The following is an 18,320-nucleotide window of genomic DNA, read 5'->3' as shown; positions in this document are numbered from 1 at the left end:
CCCCCTCCCCTTTAAACTTTGGAAACAAAAATATCCTGATTCAACACATCAAGGGCATTAAAACCAACCTTTAAAGAAAACAAAACAGACAATATGACACAAAAATATCCTGTGTAGAAAATGGAAAACATAATGGCAATCTGGTATTTGATGGCCACAATGGGAATGGAGCCGCCAAGGATCTGCCCGGTCATCATGCCCGGCAACGAGACAAGGCCTATGGTTGCCATGGTCGCCATGGTCGGTGTAACGGCGGCTAAAAAACTTTGTCTGAAATAGGGTTTTAATGCCTGAATGCGGCTGCACAATAAAGACAAAGAATAAAGATAAACTTTTTCATCCCTCCTTATTCCGGAGTAAAAATTATTCAACACGATAATGATACTTCTCAGGCAATTGCCAAGCAGCATGCCCCCAATGGGAATCATATATTTTGCTTCAAACAGATTATCAATTCTCACCACTGCCGCATTAAAAAAAAACAGCATAATGGTAAACGGGAACAGCAGGGCAAAAAATACAGGGATAAAAAATTTTCTGAGTTTCAGGTTGCTGGACTTTAAAATTGACTGACAGGCAATTGCTATCATGATCAGCAGATAAACCGTGTTTAAAACCGGTGAATTGAACTTGAATAAAAATTCAAGATAAACCCCGACAAAACTCAATTGTATACACATCCTGACAATAGAAGTGATCATGGTTTTGTTTATCTCAAGCCCCAGATGCCGATTGATATAAAAAACCGGAACAAGAAAAATCAAAAATGAGGCAAGAGAAAAAATACTAAGATCCAAAGCACCCAATTTACATCCACCTCACTGTTTTAACCCCCGGGTTATTCTTCCAGACATCATCATGGGAAACAATTATAATTGTTTTATTCTGATCAAGAATCCAATCGACCACTTTTTTTTTCATATTATCATCAAGGGCCGAGGTAGGCTCATCCAAAAGCCATACGGGACGATCCAGAAGAAAACAGATTAACAGGCCCATTCTTTGGCGCTCTCCGCCTGATAAATTTTTGACGTTCTGCTCAAGCAGCATATGATTCAATTCTAAAAATTCCATGAAAGACTCTAATTTTTTTTTGTTCAGGTCTTTTTTCCGGTTCCGGGTGAAAATCTCATCTATAATATTGCATACCTGATCATTTCTCAGATCAATGTCCTGGCTCAGATAAAAAATGAGTTCTCGGATCTGTTTAATATGAAATTTATCAATTGTTTGCCCGTTAATAGTCACCACACCTTGGTCAACCTGTTCAAATCCCAAAAGAATTTTAAACAGGGTTGTTTTGCCTGCACCTGATTTTCCCTGAATCAAAACTTTTTCATTTTTCATGACAGACAGGTTTAAACCGGAAAAAATATCATTACCATCCCGGTTCAAGTATACGGACTCAAGCTTGATCATTCTGTGCCACCTTATGCATAAATCGTAGCCATAGAAACATAATCATCTTCAGGCAATCTAATTCCTCCTGGTATTCCTATTGTTACTGCAGCTAAGAGATTGCCATCATTTGCTTCAGCAAATACATGACGGGAATCATGATATTATCTACGTCTGCTATGGAATCTTCTGCGCTTAAATTCTGAGAGCTGAGTTAATTACTGACAGATTTACTTACAGGAATTTGATAAAAAGTCAAGGGGTTGGCCCGGCAATATCATGGTATTTTGTTTCTATAAAACTTCAGTCAGGTCATGGGCGGGGTGGATTCGCTGCTTCTGACCTGTCTGCCGCGTCTGCCAAACTAAAGTTCGAAAATTGAGTTCATTTCTTGATAAAATGCGTTGACAATATTATGGTGATATTCAGTATTTGAATGAAAATCTGAAATGACAGGATAAAAATGGACCATAGCCTGATTGACAAAGTATTCCCCGATCTTGATAAAGATTTGTTAAAAATTGAAAAAAACAGGGAGGCCGCTTTCAGGGAAAGCCTTGAAAAATCCGGATGCAAAATTGATTTGAACTCAAATGTAACATCAGATCTTATACGGGTATTGCTTTTCAGCGAATATGTTGCAGCCAGCATCACCAGGAATCCTTTTATATTCAAGGAGATGATCGAATCAGAAGACCTGTTCAAATCCTATTCCAAACAGACCTATGCCATAAAGCTTGAGAAAAAAATTTCCATCGGCATGGATGAGTCAATGGCCAAGCAAATCCTCTTACAGACCAAGCTGTATGAAAGCATAAGAATCGCCTGGCGTGATTTGACAGGCAACGCCCTGCTCGAAGAGACGCTTTGTGATCTTTCAAATCTTGCCGATGCCATTGTTGCTACGACCATGAGCGTTATCTATGATTCGCTTTGTGAAAGTTACGGAATGCCGGTGGACAGCCAGGGAAATTTCCAGAGAATCATTGTGCTGGGAATGGGCAAGCTGGGTGCCGGGGAGTTGAATTTTTCTTCGGATATTGATCTTATTTTTGTTTATCCCGAACAAGGATATACAAACGGGGAAAATATCATTTCCAACCAAGAGTTTTTCACAAAATTATGCCGCAGATTTTTAAAATTTTTTTCAGCCGGGTCTCATGAAATTAATTTTTACAGGCTTGATACCCGGTTAAGGCCTTATGGAGACAGCGGTCCGTTGGTGATGAGTGCCGCAGCGTTTGAAGAGTATTACCAGGCCCAGGGCAGAGAATGGGAAAGATATGCCATGATAAAAGCACGGCCCATTGCCGGTGATATTGAGGCGGGCTTCAAGCTTTTAAAAATGCTGAATTCCTTTATTTACAGGCGGTACTTTGATTACGGGTCTTTTGATTCTTTCCGGGACATGAAACACAGGATTATGCTGCAGGTAAAAAACAAAAAATTAAAACACAATATCAAGCTGGGTGCCGGAGGAATAAGGGAAATAGAATTTTTCGGGCAGTTGTTTCAGCTTATCAGGGGCGGGGTGGAGCCAAAACTTCAGGAGCGAAAAATTTTAAAGGTTCTGGATCTGCTGCAAATCCATCATTGCATTGACGAAACAACAAAAAACGACCTGAAAAATGCCTACCTGTTTTTACGAATCGTGGAAAACAGGCTTCAGGCCTATGGGGATCTTCAAACTCATGATATCCCACAAAAGCCTGACCAGCAAAAAATCCTGGCGCTTTCCACGGGGTATGATTCATGGGATGATTTTGCCGGGGTACTCAATGACCACATGCAAAAGGTTCATGCCCATTTCAACCTGTTGCTGGTTACCGAAGAGCAGGACAAACCAGACAAAGAAACACAAAATCTCAAAGAATTATGGAGCAATATCAACGACCCCCAGTTTGCTGCAGATGCCGTAACCATTAGCGGATTTAAAGAACCTAAAAGGATGCTGGGCCTTTTAAGATCCCTTGAAGAACACCCAAACACAAAACGCTTAACGCCCAATGGAAGGAAAAAACTGGCAAGGCTGATGCCTGTACTGCTCAAGAAAATCAGCGAGCAAAATGACCCTGACACCATTTTAAGCAAATTGATTGACCTGATCATCACCATTGAAAGAAGAACCTGCTACCTGTCGCTGCTAATTGAAAACAAAAAAGCGCTTAAATCATTGATAAACCTTGCCAAAAAAAGCCCATGGATCATCTCTTTTTTCTCAAAGCACCCTGCCCTGATGGACGAACTCATGCATCCTGCCACACTCTATTTTCCTCCCGGCAAAAAGGCCCTGGAAAAAGAAATGCAGATCCGTATGGCAAGTATTCCGCCGGGCGATATTGAATTTTTACTTGAACAATTGTGTATTTTCCGGCAGATCAATATGCTGCGGGTTTCTGCGGCAGACGTAAGCGGAAGTTACCCGTTGATGAAAGTCAGTGACCACTTGACATATATTGCAGAAACCGTTCTTGCCCAGGTTCTTCAAATCTCATGGAATATTGTGACACAAAAATACGGAATTCCCGAAGGCATTTCAGGAGAAAGCCTGGATCATTGCGGATTTGCAATTGTTGCCTATGGAAAAGTGGGCGGGCTTGAAATGGGATACAAATCAGACATTGATATTGTCTTTTTGCATACTGACGTGTCAGGCACTACACATGGAGGAGAAAAAAGCATTGACACCATCCGGTTTTATTCAAACCTGGGCCAGAGAATCATCAATGCATTGACCATGCATACGCCTGCAGGAACCTTGTACGGTGCTGACATGAGGCTGAGACCAGGAGGGGCTTCAGGAATGATTGTCTCCCACATTGACGCTTTTGAAGAGTATATGGAAACCCAGGCCTGGACATGGGAACATCAGGCATTGATCAGGGCCAGACCCGTGGCCGGAGACAAACTGCTCTGTTCAAGGTTCAATGATATCAGGAACGCTGTTCTGACAAAGAAAAGGGATGCCTCCACCCTTAAAAAAGAGGTGGGAGATATGCGAGAACGGATGCGGGATGAACGATTGACATACAAGAAAGATTGTTTTGATTTAAAACAGTCCAGGGGAGGTATTGTGGATATTGAATTCCTGGTTCAACATCAGATTTTAAAACATGCCCATGACTGTCCTGATCTGATCATCTGGACGGATAATATCCGGCTTCTGGAAAGCCTTGACGGTGAAGGCATTATTACCGGCTGTGAGAGTGAACGGCTTCAAAATGCCTATCTTGTCATGCGAAAAGCCATACACCGGCTCAATCTCCAGGAAAAAAGCCTTGAAATCCCCCAGACCTGTTTTTCCGAAGCCAGAGGCCATGTCATTGAGATATATGACCGATATTTAACCGATCACCAGGAGTGAATGCTTTTTCTCATAAAGCGAACCGCTTTTGCCATGAACTTACGTCGTTCACTGCCTTAGGGTATGAGTCCCATAATTGCCTTTAAGGTTGATATGATAACCCTTTTTAGATAGAGTTCCATTTTATCTAATCTTTTAGAGATTGTTTACCGGACTGAGACACAGCCGTAATAATAACAAGGAGAATGTTGTACATGTCAGACACTTGGCAAAAAGACCCAGATAGTGGGGGCGTTAAAATTAATGATAAAGTAAAAAGTCAGACACAAAAACGTATTTTAAAATATGCGGATGCTAATCTGTCTGGTCGATATACAAAGCTTGATATTCGGTTCCGTGATAAATTTTGTTATGTCGACGCTTATACCGAACCAGATGTTACTGAAAAATGGCCTACAGATTTTCCAGAAACAAGGGAAGAGCATATCGAACGTATGAGAAACACGCCAATTCATCTTTTCAGGCTTCGGTATTATGGTGATGAAGATAAATGGGGATTGGCCTTTTACAGTTATGCCCATAACAACTATGAAACGTCCGTATTTCCAAATGGAGCATTTTTTGGCACACCGGAATTAGCCCTTGAGACATCTGCTGGCTTTCATCTTTAATCCGGGGGGGCTGTTTTCAATGTATTTAAAATGGCAACCCTTGGGCAATACCTTCGCCAAATTCAAAACGGATTTTCAAATCATAATTTGACACGCAATATATTGTCTATCAAGCCTAACATAGGCACATTATATGGACTATGATTTGGCTTGAAACAAAATTGGCGAAGGTATTGTTGGGTGAATATAAAATTTAAGATTAAAACCAGGGAATAACTAAAAAAACTTTAAAAATGCTAAAAGGCTTGTGATTAAAGGCTTTTAGCTGTTTTCACAAATATTGACTTTTTGCACAAAGTTAATATTCATTACAGGTGGCACAATGGTAAAATAATTGAAAGTCATTAACTTTTGGTAAAAAGTTAACGGGTTTAAAAAATTCAAGGATATTATTATCCTTGAGTCTTCTGGAAAAATTACAAACGATTCAATAATAATTTTTTATCTACGTTATTGATTATTGTATTTTTCTTAGCATCAGGTGTAAGCTCAAGTTGCAATTTCACAATTTTGTTTTTTAAAAATTTTTCTAATGGTTTATTGCCGTTTAATTTAAAAAGAAGATAATATAACAGCTTAATAACAATAGTATTTTTTAGAGACATCAATGTAATGTTTCTTGTAACACTCTCTATTGTTTTTTTATTTGAATCAATATTTGCATCTAATAACATAAAATAAAACAGCATTAATTTGTATTGGTTGTTGTTTACGTCCTGTTCAAGTTCTGTGATCTTTTCTTCAATAAATCTTGTTAAATTTTTATGTAAAACCGCGCTGGACAAATTTAATTGAGTTATTAATGGTATAAAACTGGTTAACACGCTAATTAATTTTTTCTCAATATCTTTTTCTGATTTTTCTTTAACAAAATCAATTTCTTCTATGAATTCAAATCCGATATTTATATATGATTCAACTATTAATTCAAAAGATTTGTTCATTTGGTTGGAATCGTTTATTAGAGTCAAACTTCTAAACGCCCTAGCTAAAATAAAAATGTGTTTCCATAGTTGATTTAAAGTATAACCTCCTGTTAAATCAATAGGTTCCTTTACTTTTACCCCTTCACTAAACCCTTGAACGGGTCCAACCTCATCAAGCATATCATCCTGTTTGTCGGATTCGATAGGTATTTGCTCTTTAACGTCTAAATTAGAAATTGACTTTGCTAATTCTCTATAATGCTTAATTTTATCAAATAAAATTTTATCTGGATTCTCTTTATACTTTTTGTTCAATTCTTTAAATGCATTTTTTGTTTTTTTATGAAGTTTGTTCAAAAGTTCACTATTTTTTCGATTCAAACCAGCATAAATTTCAATTTCATTAGCATATCTTAAAAAATATTGATCATCATTAAGAATTTTATCCACAAAGTTACTGTTATCTGTCATATAAACAGCAGTGAAATATTCCATAACACCATTTAACCGAAAACTATAACGTCCACTATACCCCTCTTTCTTTAATATGCCCTTGTCGAGCAAATATAGTATGATTTCTTCCACATCAGTAACAAACCTAATTTCTCTGTCTTTGAATCTTGAAACAAAAAGAACAAGTTCAGCATATGACATCGAATAATTTTCAGGAGAATGTTTTGATAAAAAAGCATGAGATAACTCTCCTAAAAGTTTTTTGAATAAATCATAATCAATATTTTTGTTCATTTGTGCTATTTGTTCACGCTCTAATAGCTTATCAATATATAATATCAGCATTTCTACGTTATCGGTAATGCTGATGTTTTTTTCTTTTTTATAAATCCACAAGAATAAAGATAAATACCAATAATTAAATGGTATATTCATTTGATTAAATATTGTTACTATTTTTTGAATAATTTCTTGTTTCAGTTCTGAATCATAATCTGCAAGAAATTTTGATGTATGAGTTCTGATATTCTTCCTTGTAATTGGATGAATAAACAATTTCTTTATCTGAACTTGATTTATTTTTGTTTGGCTAATGTAGCTTTCTTGAGTTTCTTCAGAAGTTAAGGTTACAACAAAATTTTTAACCTCCTTAGTAAGGTTATTTAAAATGACATCATGCCGTGGTATTTCTGAATTATAATTATCAATCAAAAATTGGAACTCACTATCTGAAATCAACGAAGCAGCTTTTGCACTTGGCAAATGGAAAATGCGTCTGATTTCTTTTTGTAAAGATACAGCATCAAGCCTATCTATATTTTTGAAATCTATATAAATAGGAATTGTTTTTAACTTTTTGAAGTCTTCAAGAAGATCTAATTGCAGTTTCCTTAATAAGCTTGTTTTTCCATATTTATCTTTACCATATATGATATAATTTTTATTAAATAGCTGACCTATATTAAATATATTGCCTTTTTTTAAAGTGTTTTGAGCTTCCATTGATTCGTAATGAGATTTTTCTTTTAGTGTTGGCTCATTAAATTGTTCAACAAATGTTCTATTTCCAGCATCGTCATAATTTATAAGTAATGCGTTGGCATCCTGCGATACATCATCTTTAAGCTCTTTCAATCTTTTAAGAATATTTACTTGGGCTAATTTTTCTTCATTCATAGGTAATTTATGATTTATTGATGAAGATTTAGGGAAAACATTATCATGCTGAATATATGTATAATTTGATATGTCGATTTCAAAGGTATCTATATCAATATCTGTAACAGAAAAGCCTATCATACTACCATCATTACCAGACATTGAAGCCATAGAAGAAACTGAAAGCATTCCGATATCAGATGTAAAAACAACCCCTTGTCTTTTTTTATGATAGTGTCCTGAAAAATTTATATGAAATTTTTCAAAAAGAATATCCTCAATACTACCAATATTAAATTTTTTCAGATCGTTTAAAGGATGGTGCATCAATGAAATATATAAATCACATTTTGGGATTGCATTATATGCATTATATATAGCTTGAGTTGGAATTAATAAACATCCAGAATGATCTCCAAGGAACGATCTCCAAGGAGTATGAAATGAGACTATACCAATTTTTTGATCTCGGATTTCCCTTTCAAATGTATGAAATAACCTTTGAATGTTATCCTTATGATAGTATTGTTTAACAAACTTAAAGTAATTATCGGACTTCTCGTAGCTTAGATTGAACTGCTGATCCTCATTTTCAAAAAAATGATTCAGTTCATCATCATTTTTTAATTTGTCAATATATTCAGTAATCGCAAGGAGTTCTTTATTATCAGACATATCATGATTACCAGAACATAAAATAAACTGATCCTTTCCTATAGAAATTTCATTTATAGTAGGCTCAATGAATTTTTTATTCACTTCATAAAATGTATCAATTGAGTTTCCATTCCAAACTAAATCTCCCGTAAATACTATAAGATCTATTTTTTTATCATTGTTAATTTTTTTGATAGTTTTAAGAAAAGAAGGAAACATTCTATTTATATTTTCTTTATATTTATTTCCAAAATGAAGATCTGACAGATGTAATATTCTCATATACTACCCTTTCAAGTTACAAGATCCAATTATTGAAAGTATTCACAAAATCGTTTGACTGAAAAATAATTCAAATTCTAATTTGAATAGTGGCTTTTAGTAATTCAAATAGTTTTCAAACCATCGATATACTTTATGCTTCAAAAATTCAACTCATTAAATAAAAAATTGTTTTTTGAGCAGTTTATCTTACCCATTAACTTTTACATAAAAGTTAACGGGTTTAAAGTCCGTCAAGAGTACTGTTTCTAAAGTCTTTTGACCGTTTTAGTAAGTTTGGGTTTGCTTCTCTCAAAAAAATCCCGTTAAGTTTAGCCCTAATTTTAATAAAACTTAATGAAATTATAAAAAATCCAAACCATCCCAAAAAAGGAAACCACACAACCGTTGAACCGATCCGAAAAAAAAGATATTCGTTTTTCAACCTTTGCAGAACAGCATAGACTGACACACAATCCCCGGCAGTCTTACAAATTGTTCAGGAAAAATCTGGCCCAAACACTTAAAATATGACATAAGTATTCAACATATGGACAAAGAAATTCAAAACAAAACAAGTCGGCTGATCAACGAAACAAGGGTCATGACTCTTGCGGTTTCAGATAAGGATATCCCGTGGTCATCCCCTGTGTATTTTGTGTTTCATGACAACGGGTTTTATTTTTTTTCCAATGAAAATTCCCGGCACATACAATACGCAAAAGATCAAAAAAATATTTCTGCGTCTATTTTCCAGGATGCAGACCGGATGGATGAAATTTTTGGATTCCAGATGTCTGGAAAACTTGAAAAAGTATCAAAAAAGACCAGATATCTTGTAATTGTTAAAAAATATGTGGCCAAGTTTAATTTCCTGGAAAAAATATTCGGCCCTCAAATTGTTAAAAACAACCGCTTTTTTTTAGAAAAATTCAAATCACAGCTCTATTGTTTTCATCCGGATAAAATCTTTTTATCTGACAATTCCAAGGCAACCGGCAAAAGATCCCAAATCAATTTAAACAACATCACCTGACTCTTTTTGCAGGTCTGGCCGTGGCAGTTACTCAAAAGCGCCTTGACCTTAAAGAGAAAATTATCTATCGTGTAATTAAGATAATCCATCATTCAATGAGAAACGTTTAAATGAAGCAAAAAAAATATCTGATATATATCCTGGTTTGTTTTTGTATGTTTTTTTGTACAAACACATTGTATGCTTCCTCAAAAAAGCAAAAAGTATATGTCATTCCTGTTTCCGGCACAGTGGAACCCGGCATGGCCGCCTATGTCAAAAGAGCTTTGGAAGAGATCAAGGACGAAACAGACGCTGTTTTTGTGTTTAAACTGGATACATTCGGCGGCAGGGTGGATGCAGCCCTTGAGATTGTGGACACAATTTCCAATGTGCCCAAGGGAAAAACCATTGCATTTGTGGAAAAAAGAGCTATTTCCGCAGGGGCCCTGATTGCACTGTCTTCAAATCTTTTGTTCATGAAAAATCACACCATCATCGGGGATTGCGCTCCCATCATCCAGACCCAGGAAGGTCAGAAAATGGCCGGGGAAAAAATTCAGACCGTTCTGCGGGCAAGATTTCGTGCCCTTGCAAAGAAAAACAATTACCCCGTGGTACTGGCAGAGTCCATGGTCACAATTGATATGGAAGTCTACCAGGTGGAGATTGACGGTCAAAAAAAATTCATGGATAAAAAAGCATATGACGACCTGACCGAAAAACAGAAAAAAAAGATCACGTCTAAAAAGACCATTGTTGCCAAGGGAGAACTGCTGACCATGGATGACGTTGAAGCCCTTGGCCTTGGGTTTTCCCAAAAAAGCGTAAAAAGTATCGAACAAGCCCTGTCTTTTGCCGGGTATGATTCAATTGATGTTATCACCATTGAGGAATCCTGGTCCGAAAGCCTGGTCAGATTTTTGCAGCCGTTTTTACCCGTATTGATGCTCATAGGAATCGGAGCCATATATACGGAAATAAAAGCTCCTGGATTCGGTATCCCCGGTTTTATCGGCATCACATGCCTTGGGCTGGTATTTTTTAATCAATACCTGGTCGGCCTTGCAGACTATACGGAATTGTTACTCCTGCTCATCGGGGTTCTGCTGCTTGGCGTGGAGGTGTTTGTTCTTCCGGGATTCGGTATTGCGGGAATTTCAGGACTGGCGGTTATTGCGGTTGGCCTTGTTCTTTCGTTTCAGCAATTTGTGGTTCCCGACCCTTCATTTCCCTGGGAAGGCAGGCTGCTGATGAAAAATCTGGCACTGGTGCTGGGTTCGTTTATGTTTGCCTTTTTCATCTCTTTGTTCATGATCCGGTTTGTTTTGCCATTGTTTTCAAAATTAGTCAAAGGCCCCTATCTTGAAGAGACTTTATCGCATTCCCATGTGGATGCAACAACCGACTTGAACATAAAACCCGGAGATACGGGAACAGCCCATAGCTTTCTTCGCCCTTCAGGCAAGGTGTTGATCCACAACAAAAAAATCGATGCCATAACCCGGGGTGAATTCATTGACCAGGGCACTCCGGTTATAATTGACAAAATAGATCAAAATCGTGTTATCGTTAAACCCAAAATTTCCTGAAACATAAAGGCGCGGAATGAAACCCTATATTTTACCTGTTCTTCTTCAAATACTTGGAATTTTAGTCATCATTGCTGAAATTTTCATCCCTTCATTAGGGCTGTTAACCGTTATTGCACTGGGTCTGTTTTGTTATTCCCCGTACCTGGTGTTTACCACCATATCCACAACAGCCGGGATGGTCATCACAGGCCTGGATGTCACCATGATTCCTGTTTTAATTGTTTTGGGGATGAAAATACTGGCAAAATCACCACTGGCGCTCAAGCAGGAGTTATCAAAACAAAACGGTGTGGTGTCACAAAATCAGGAATTTGAAAGCTATCTTCACATGAAAGGAAAATCCGTTACCGACCTTCGCCCGGCAGGAATCGCTGAGATCAACTCACAACGGGTGGATGTGGTGACTGATGGAGAATATATTGAAGCAGATACACCTATTATTGTCACGGGTGTCACAGGAAACCGTATTATTGTTGAAAAAAACAACTAAGAGGAGATGATTTAAATGGATTTTATGTACATTCTGTTAATTTTTGCAGGCATTATCGGCCTGGTACTGTTTTATTTTATTTTTTCATATCTGACCTTGTGGCTCCAGGCATTAGTATCCGGTGCAAAGGTCGGGTTAATCAATATCATTTTCATGCGGTTCAGGAAAGTTCCGCCAAAGCTGATTGTTGAATCCAAAATTATGGCCGTCAAAGCCGGCATTGAAATACCCACGGACAGTCTTGAGTCCCACTACCTTGCCGGCGGAAATGTCAGCCGGGTAATCCAGGCCCTGATTGCCGCAGACAAAGCCAACATCGAACTGACCTTTAACCGGGCAGTTGCCATTGATCTGGCAGGCAGGGATGTTCTGGAAGCCGTACAGATGTCCGTCAATCCGAAAGTCATTGAGACCCCGCTTGTGGCTGCCATGGCAAAGGACGGCATTCAGTTGAAAGCCATTTCAAGAGTCACGGTGCGGGCCAATATTGACCGCCTTGTGGGCGGGGCCGGGGAAGAAACCATTCTGGCAAGGGTGGGCGAAGGCATTGTCACCACCATAGGATCTGCCATCACCCACAAGGAAGTGCTTGAAAACCCGGATTCCATATCAAAAACCGTGTTGAAAAAAGGGCTGGATGCCGGAACTGCTTATGAAATTTTATCCATTGATATTGCGGATGTGGATGTGGGCAAAAACATAGGCGCTGAGCTGGAAACCGACCGGGCAGAGGCAGACAAGAAAATCGCCCAGGCAAAAGCCGAGGAAAAGCGTGCCATGGCATTTGCCCAGGAACAGGAGATGAAAGCCAGGGTCCAGGAAATGCGGGCCAAGGTTGTGGAAGCAGAAGCACAAGTGCCCCTGGCAATGGCGGAAGCCTTCAGAAGCGGCAACCTGGGGATTATGGATTATTATAGAATGAAAAACATTGCCGCAGATACCCGGATGCGGGAAGAGATCGCAACACCCGAATCAGGACCTGAAAAATAACCCGAACATACCGGTCTTTTATCCCCTGCCCTAAAATTTGAAATTTGGAGCAGGGGATTTAAGACCCTCTTTTTAGCAAGGATAAGCGCCATGGATTTTGATTCCATTATCACCGTTATTTTTCTCATTATTTTTTTTATCATGCCGTCTATTTTAAAACAGGTTCAAGCCAGGAAAAAAAAGAAAATTACACCGAAAATAACACCAAAAGCAAAAAAGACAAAATCATCCATACTTGGCCGGATCAGCGATCAGATCCGGGAGTTTGTTGAGGAACTTGAAAAACAGGCTCAGCAGCAGCAGGAGGCAGTCAAAAAACCGGATACCCTGTGGGATGTGCTTGAAGAAGACCAAACGTCACATCCCGGCCTGGAGGTTACCGGAGAAGATGTGGATAAATATGTGACACCTGGAAAAACAGACTATCCCGGCACAAGAATTCGGTGTCAAAAGGATGTACAGCATGAAAAAACAGACCTCCCTGCCGAAAGCACACACTATCAAAGAGAAGATCCTTGTAAAGGGAGCCGGAAAGAAGAGCCGTGTACCGGGAAACCAATGCGCCATTTTCGCAACAGGTATTGTTTTAAATCAGATCCATTGCAAAATGCCGTTATCTGGTCTGAAGTTTTGTCCAAACCCATAGCATTAAAGGATGAGTAGAAAATTTTAAAAAGCCTTATTCTTCCATATAATTTTTAAAAATTTGCTCATGGGAGATATATTTTTCCCTGTCAGGATCTGTAAGATATTTGCGAATGGCATCGACCCGCTTTAATATTTCATTTTCCGCCCGATTTCTCATCTCCTGTTTTGTTTGGATAATATTTTCTTTGAGATTCGGTGTTCTTTTAGTGGCATAGTATTTTTCACTTTTTAACTTGATCCGCATCTCAATCAACTCTTCGCGCTGCCGGTTGTGTTCATCATCCAGGAACAGCACTTCAGGCATGAGATCGGCAAAATGAGTTACGGCAATGATATCTTTTTTGCGTTGCCAGTATCCCATTAAAAATTCAGGTTCAAGATCCTTATAGTTTTGTAACGGCATATACATTCTTCGAAGATATAACAAAACCTTTTCCGTCTTTTTCCTGTGACCTCCGATAATGACGGACCCGCCGACTTCATCTTTTCTGACTCCTTTGGTCCAGGGCGCTCCGGTAATACCGAAATCAATGCACAAAGGAATCCGCAAAAGCGCGGAAAGCGTATTCAAGGCAAGGGCATACCCGGCAGATGGTCCGCCAACATTATAAGATGCGGAAAGCAGTTGATGGTGAATGGAATATCTCTGTAAAAAATCACCAAAAACCCATGGAATGCTGTATTTGGGAGACAGCTCCTGAATATAGTTTTTCACCATGGTCAAGGCTTCCTGGGCAGACTGTTTGGTCATTTGAACCGCCATGTCAAGTTCTGCCGAATTTGCTGAAGAAGACGAAACCGCACCCGTGACAATAATTTGAGAGCCGTCCACCCTGCCGGTAAGGCTGGTGGCAATGGGCAGCAGCATTCCGGTGAGATCGTTTGCCCCAACCCCAATGATGAATCCAACCTGGGGCTCTTTGCTCAATTCCGTTTCCAAAAACTCATTGAGTTGAATAGACCCTTTTCTTACAGGACTCTGGGATATTTCCCTTCTGGCGGATTCAAGATGAGCTTCCACCAGCGGATAATCTTTTTCCGACCTGATGTGATCCACATTGGCAAGAATCTGGTCATAGTGGGCCACAAAGTTTTTGATATCATGCTTGATTTTTGACTTTATCAAGGGCGGAGCTTTGACCGCATCAAGAATACCAATAATGGTTTTAAAATTAAGCTTGATAAAATTATATTTTTCTTCCCGGGTGGACTCTTTAAGCCGCCGGAGCTTTAACAGCACCTTATATTCCGTGCTGCAAAGGGCAATGGCTTTTTCCGTGAACGAAGTGTAATCAGCCGGCGTGTTACAGATTCCCTGGGCCGTCTCAATGATTTTTTCAATTTCAAACTCACGGTGATGAGCAGCTGATTCAAATTGTTTTTTTATGATGTCAAAGATATCTTTTTGCCGCATATGACCTGATATTTCAAGGGTTTTAAGTCTTTTTGAACGGATCAGGGCAGGATCAAGAATATCCAGGCGGTTGGTGGTCAAAACCGTAAAAACTTTATTCAGCGGGATTTCCCCATCAATAATATTTAAAAATTTATTGGTCAATGCATCCGAAGGCTGACCGCCCGTGGCACTTCTGCGGGGTGCCAGGGCATCTCCTTCGTCAAAGAAAATGATAGTCGGCGCGACCATTTTTGCAATATCATACACCTTTTCAAGATTGGATACTGCCCCGTGGACCGGGCTTGAAGGGTCCTGAAGAGCCGAAGGGCTTGTGGCGATATCATGAACCTTGAGATTGGAGGAAAGCCAGGTCCGAACAAGAAAAGTTTTCCCACTGCCCGGCGGTCCGGTCAAAACAACCCCTTTGTCCTCGCTGATACCATAACTGAAGCAATTGTTGGCCATTTCTGAAAACTTGTCCTTGATATCCCCCACATACTCATCCCATTTAACGGTCCTGTCCATACGGTCAACCACCTTGCTGTACAATTCGCCATAGACATTTTTAGCCACCAGCTGAAACGCATTCCTGACCAGGATGCTGTTGTCCAGAAAATCAAGAATAAAATCCCCCCGGATATTGATGATGGATTCAATAAGTTTTCTCACATATGCAGGACTGATTTTAAGGCTTCTTTCCTTAAACACGGCATATATTTTTTTTGCGGCAGCATCAAGGCTTTCAGAATCCTGGTGATACAGGGTGGGGATCTGGTGCCGCTTGATTTCAAGAAAGATGATTTTTTTGAGATTCTCCGCATTCATCCAGTATTTGGAGATGTCAATGATACAACCTTTTTCCACAAAACGTCTGTATATGGCGGAATCAAACCGATGGGTCTGGTCGCTTGTGGCAATGACAAAACAGTCGCGCCTGCCCTCGATAATTTCATCCAGTACAATATTGGAGGTATCAATCAGGGTCCGCTGCTGTTTTTCCGCCCCTCCGCTGCCGGGACCGCTTTCTGACTTCCCAAATGCAGAGTGTGCTTCTTCAATGTGACGAATGGAGGTGGTTTTGGGGTGACCCATGGCCCGTTTAAAATAATTGCCCGGTTCTCCTGATAATGCTGTCTGATAATCGTTGGGGGTAATAATGGATGAATCAACCGTCATTCCCCGTTCTTCAAAATAGGTCAGGTTGCTCATGATTCGTTTTTTAAAAATGCGTCTTAAAATCGGAATTTGTGCCAGGCGACTGTAAAAAACCTGTTTTCTTTTTCTTGCAATCTTCATGGCAAATTCAGGGTCAACATCTTCCAGGCTTGTAAACAGGCTGTGCGTGGCAAGAATTTCTTCTTTTTTCTTTTTCCAGTCAACCATGGGGATCACTTCGTTCCTGAACACCACCTTTTCCAGGGTTTCCCTGACCGTTGCGCTCTTGCCGCTGCCGGAAGTGCCTTCGATGAGAACAATGGGGGCTTTGGGCACATCCGGGTCTTCAATATGTTCTTTGCGGATATGGGCCCGGTATATCTTGTCAAAAGTTTTCTCAAGTTCAAACGGAACGTGGAGATCTGTCAGTTCCTTGTCCAGTACGGCAATCAGATAATGATATTCCGGTTTTGTCAGTTCTTTTTCAATAATGGTATTCCAGGATGCGCCCGGATTGGTCTCGCCTGAATATAAAAACCGTTTTTTCCAATCCCTGAGAATTTCAGGATTGTTCAGCACATTCATTTTCCTTTTTTTCCGTTTCATAAAGAAAAAAAGAAAAAAATATTCTTTCAAAAATGAAATCAAGGGATGGATGGGTTTATACTGGTTCAGCCGGGACCGGACAAAGGCTTTTGTATCATAATTCCATGCCGCCACAAGGTTTTCTATTTTTTTGATGGAATCTTCCGGAAGCCGGATTAATGTTTTTTCTTTTGTAGTTCTTTTTGCCATGGCCTTCTCCCTGGATAAAATACAATCCGACTGCGGTTAAGATTCTTTTATTCTGTAAGTGCCGGCATATTCTTTTTGCTGTCTTTTATGGGGACATTGAATCTTTTTTCAAACATGGAAGGCAGTGTTAGAGAAGGCGCTTGCCCCTGGCCATGGAGAACAAAAGTTGTTTGGTCTGATTGATTTTTTTCATAGGCAGTGGCCCATTTTTGTTGGGAAAGAAATTCAAATAATGCCGGATTCACGCTTTGTTTATCAGATCCTCCCAAAGCCGCATGAAGGGATCGAATGCCCTCAAGATAAGCTTTGTACAATTTTTTTATTCTGTCGGCTTCCTGGTCTGCCGCATAATTATCGGCTTCCGCAATCAACTGTCGTCGCTTTTTTTCCTCTGTTGCTTCAACCAGTTTATCGCCAAACCGTGTTTCATTGATCACAAAACTGACCACTTCAATTCCGTATTTGCCTTCAATGGTCGGGCCGTTTTTGTTGATGGGCCGATTTTTCAATGCCTGAAAAATGATTTCTTTTATTTTTTCCCGTTCACTGATCAGCTTATTGACCTCCTGGGCTTGCAGGGTGTCTTTGGCAATACCGTCAAAATCCCCTTGAAGAAGGATTTCAGGAAAAAGGTTCTCAATCCCCCAAACCTTTAAATCTTTTATTTTAAATGTCATCAACGCAGACGTCCAAAGGGCAACGTTTTCCCGGGAAATGATTTTAATGGGGGCGGAACTTCCGCCAAGATACAGGTTCTGATTCATTAACGGGACGTCCTTTTCAAGTCTGGTAAAAAAAGGAAGCCTGTAATGCCAGCCAAGATCTGTTACAGCCTGGCGTTTTCCCCCGAACTGCTCAAGGATAACCGCATAATTGAGTTTGACCTTGTAAATGACCTTGGTTGAATACACAACAGCAGCCAGAGAATAAAAAAGGGCGATAATAAAACAGACAAATGCCATTATTCTGATTAAATTCATCACCCGTGCCCGCTGAAGAAATACCTGCGAAGACTGATCCTTCATAGCTGTTCCTTTCTTTTTAATAACTGCCACGGGCAGATTTGATCTTTTATCCTGATTTGCCCACAACAAATAATGAAAATAACTATTGGAGTTACCAAAACTTTCAGACAAACGCCAAGTGTTGTAAAAAAATTTAAGCTTATAAAGCCCTGGATTATGAGAGTTATTAGCTGGAGCAGCGATCAAATGAAATGAATATCTGGATGAGGTTCAATATATGACAAAAGTATACATCAAGATATAATATGAGTCAAAAAATATTTATTGCCGCCTGTTCAGCATCTTTTCATGAGGTGATGCCGCTTGGAATCCCCGATTGAGTCGGCCTCTACCGCAAAAATGTGTTCGTGTTACCCCATTTTGTTTAAAAGCATGGATTTTTA

At 39.4% G+C, this 18,320-nt stretch carries 12 protein-coding genes; 7 read left to right on the top strand and 5 right to left on the bottom strand.

All coding sequences use genetic code 11. The annotated features are described in order from the left end of the window. Positions 1-11: 11 nt before the first annotated feature. Together TOL2_RS22960 and TOL2_RS22955 are read right to left on the bottom strand one after the other, a co-directional pair. On the bottom strand, positions 12-806 hold the full coding sequence (locus TOL2_RS22960; protein WP_014959664.1) for an ABC transporter permease: 795 nt from the start codon (positions 804-806) through the stop codon (positions 12-14). Between the two features lies 1 nt (position 807). After that, on the bottom strand, positions 808-1,419 hold the full coding sequence (locus tag TOL2_RS22955) for an ABC transporter ATP-binding protein (protein ID WP_014959663.1): 612 nt from the start codon (positions 1,417-1,419) through the stop codon (positions 808-810). Between the two features lie 442 nt (positions 1,420-1,861). On the opposite strand from TOL2_RS22955, the gene glnE reads away from it, so the two are divergent. Next, the gene (gene glnE, locus TOL2_RS22950; RefSeq protein ID WP_014959662.1) at positions 1,862-4,762 is read left to right on the top strand and encodes a bifunctional [glutamate--ammonia ligase]-adenylyl-L-tyrosine phosphorylase/[glutamate--ammonia-ligase] adenylyltransferase; all 2,901 of its coding nucleotides are present in this window, start codon (positions 1,862-1,864) and stop codon (positions 4,760-4,762) included. Positions 4,763-4,956: 194 nt separating this feature from the next. Further along, the gene (locus TOL2_RS22945) at positions 4,957-5,373 is read left to right on the top strand and encodes a hypothetical protein (RefSeq protein ID WP_014959661.1); all 417 of its coding nucleotides are present in this window, start codon (positions 4,957-4,959) and stop codon (positions 5,371-5,373) included. Between the two features lie 416 nt (positions 5,374-5,789). Here the strand turns inward: TOL2_RS22945 and TOL2_RS22940 are convergent, their stop codons facing one another. After that, positions 5,790-8,849 carry a metallophosphoesterase gene (locus tag TOL2_RS22940; RefSeq protein ID WP_014959660.1) on the bottom strand — a complete coding sequence of 1,020 codons (3,060 nt, stop codon included), beginning with the start codon at positions 8,847-8,849 and terminating at the stop codon, positions 5,790-5,792. 529 nt (positions 8,850-9,378) lie between these two features. Between TOL2_RS22940 and TOL2_RS22935 the strand changes: the two genes are divergently transcribed. From TOL2_RS22935 to TOL2_RS22915, 5 genes are all read left to right on the top strand, one after another. Further along, the gene (locus tag TOL2_RS22935) at positions 9,379-9,864 is read left to right on the top strand and encodes a pyridoxamine 5'-phosphate oxidase family protein (protein WP_014959659.1); all 486 of its coding nucleotides are present in this window, start codon (positions 9,379-9,381) and stop codon (positions 9,862-9,864) included. Positions 9,865-9,974: 110 nt separating this feature from the next. After that, on the top strand, positions 9,975-11,435 hold the full coding sequence (locus tag TOL2_RS22930) for an NfeD family protein (protein WP_014959658.1): 1,461 nt from the start codon (positions 9,975-9,977) through the stop codon (positions 11,433-11,435). Between the two features lie 16 nt (positions 11,436-11,451). Continuing rightward, positions 11,452-11,928: an NfeD family protein gene (locus TOL2_RS22925; protein WP_014959657.1), complete on the top strand. Its 477-nt coding sequence runs from the start codon at positions 11,452-11,454 to the stop codon at positions 11,926-11,928. Between the two features lie 15 nt (positions 11,929-11,943). Then, a complete protein-coding gene (floA, locus tag TOL2_RS22920; RefSeq protein WP_014959656.1) occupies positions 11,944-12,918 on the top strand; it encodes a flotillin-like protein FloA in 975 nt (324 codons plus the stop codon). A 90-nt stretch (positions 12,919-13,008) separates the two neighbouring features. Further along, complete coding sequence (locus TOL2_RS22915) at positions 13,009-13,581, top strand: hypothetical protein (protein WP_014959655.1); 573 nt, start codon at positions 13,009-13,011, stop codon at positions 13,579-13,581. A gap of 16 nt (positions 13,582-13,597) precedes the next feature. Here TOL2_RS22915 and TOL2_RS22910 read toward each other — a convergent pair whose 3' ends face one another. Together TOL2_RS22910 and TOL2_RS22905 are read right to left on the bottom strand one after the other, a co-directional pair. Next, positions 13,598-16,912 carry an AAA family ATPase gene (locus tag TOL2_RS22910; RefSeq protein ID WP_014959654.1) on the bottom strand — a complete coding sequence of 1,105 codons (3,315 nt, stop codon included), beginning with the start codon at positions 16,910-16,912 and terminating at the stop codon, positions 13,598-13,600. A gap of 47 nt (positions 16,913-16,959) precedes the next feature. Then, positions 16,960-17,937, bottom strand: coding sequence for an SPFH domain-containing protein (locus tag TOL2_RS22905; protein WP_014959653.1), 978 nt, complete (start codon positions 17,935-17,937; stop codon positions 16,960-16,962). Positions 17,938-18,320: the final 383 nt, after the last annotated feature.

The organism is Desulfobacula toluolica Tol2, from assembly GCF_000307105.1.
GTDB lineage: Bacteria > Desulfobacterota > Desulfobacteria > Desulfobacterales > Desulfobacteraceae > Desulfobacula > Desulfobacula toluolica.
Note: the sequence above shows the minus strand (reverse complement) of the source record. Positions and strands in the feature narration are given on the sequence as shown.

Bases quoted from the DNA above. Each gene is read 5' to 3' on its own strand.
- TOL2_RS22955 (WP_014959663.1), bottom strand. From the start codon at position 1,419: ATGATCAAGCTTGAGTCCGTATACTTGAACCGGGATGGTAATGATATT.
- glnE (WP_014959662.1), top strand. From the start codon at position 1,862: ATGGACCATAGCCTGATTGACAAAGTATTCCCCGATCTTGATAAAGAT.
- TOL2_RS22945 (WP_014959661.1), top strand. From the start codon at position 4,957: ATGTCAGACACTTGGCAAAAAGACCCAGATAGTGGGGGCGTTAAAATT.
- TOL2_RS22940 (WP_014959660.1), bottom strand. From the start codon at position 8,849: ATGAGAATATTACATCTGTCAGATCTTCATTTTGGAAATAAATATAAA.
- TOL2_RS22935 (WP_014959659.1), top strand. From the start codon at position 9,379: ATGGACAAAGAAATTCAAAACAAAACAAGTCGGCTGATCAACGAAACA.
- TOL2_RS22930 (WP_014959658.1), top strand. From the start codon at position 9,975: ATGAAGCAAAAAAAATATCTGATATATATCCTGGTTTGTTTTTGTATG.
- TOL2_RS22925 (WP_014959657.1), top strand. From the start codon at position 11,452: ATGAAACCCTATATTTTACCTGTTCTTCTTCAAATACTTGGAATTTTA.
- floA (WP_014959656.1), top strand. From the start codon at position 11,944: ATGGATTTTATGTACATTCTGTTAATTTTTGCAGGCATTATCGGCCTG.
- TOL2_RS22915 (WP_014959655.1), top strand. From the start codon at position 13,009: ATGGATTTTGATTCCATTATCACCGTTATTTTTCTCATTATTTTTTTT.
- TOL2_RS22910 (WP_014959654.1), bottom strand. From the start codon at position 16,912: ATGGCAAAAAGAACTACAAAAGAAAAAACATTAATCCGGCTTCCGGAA.
- TOL2_RS22905 (WP_014959653.1), bottom strand. From the start codon at position 17,937: ATGAAGGATCAGTCTTCGCAGGTATTTCTTCAGCGGGCACGGGTGATG.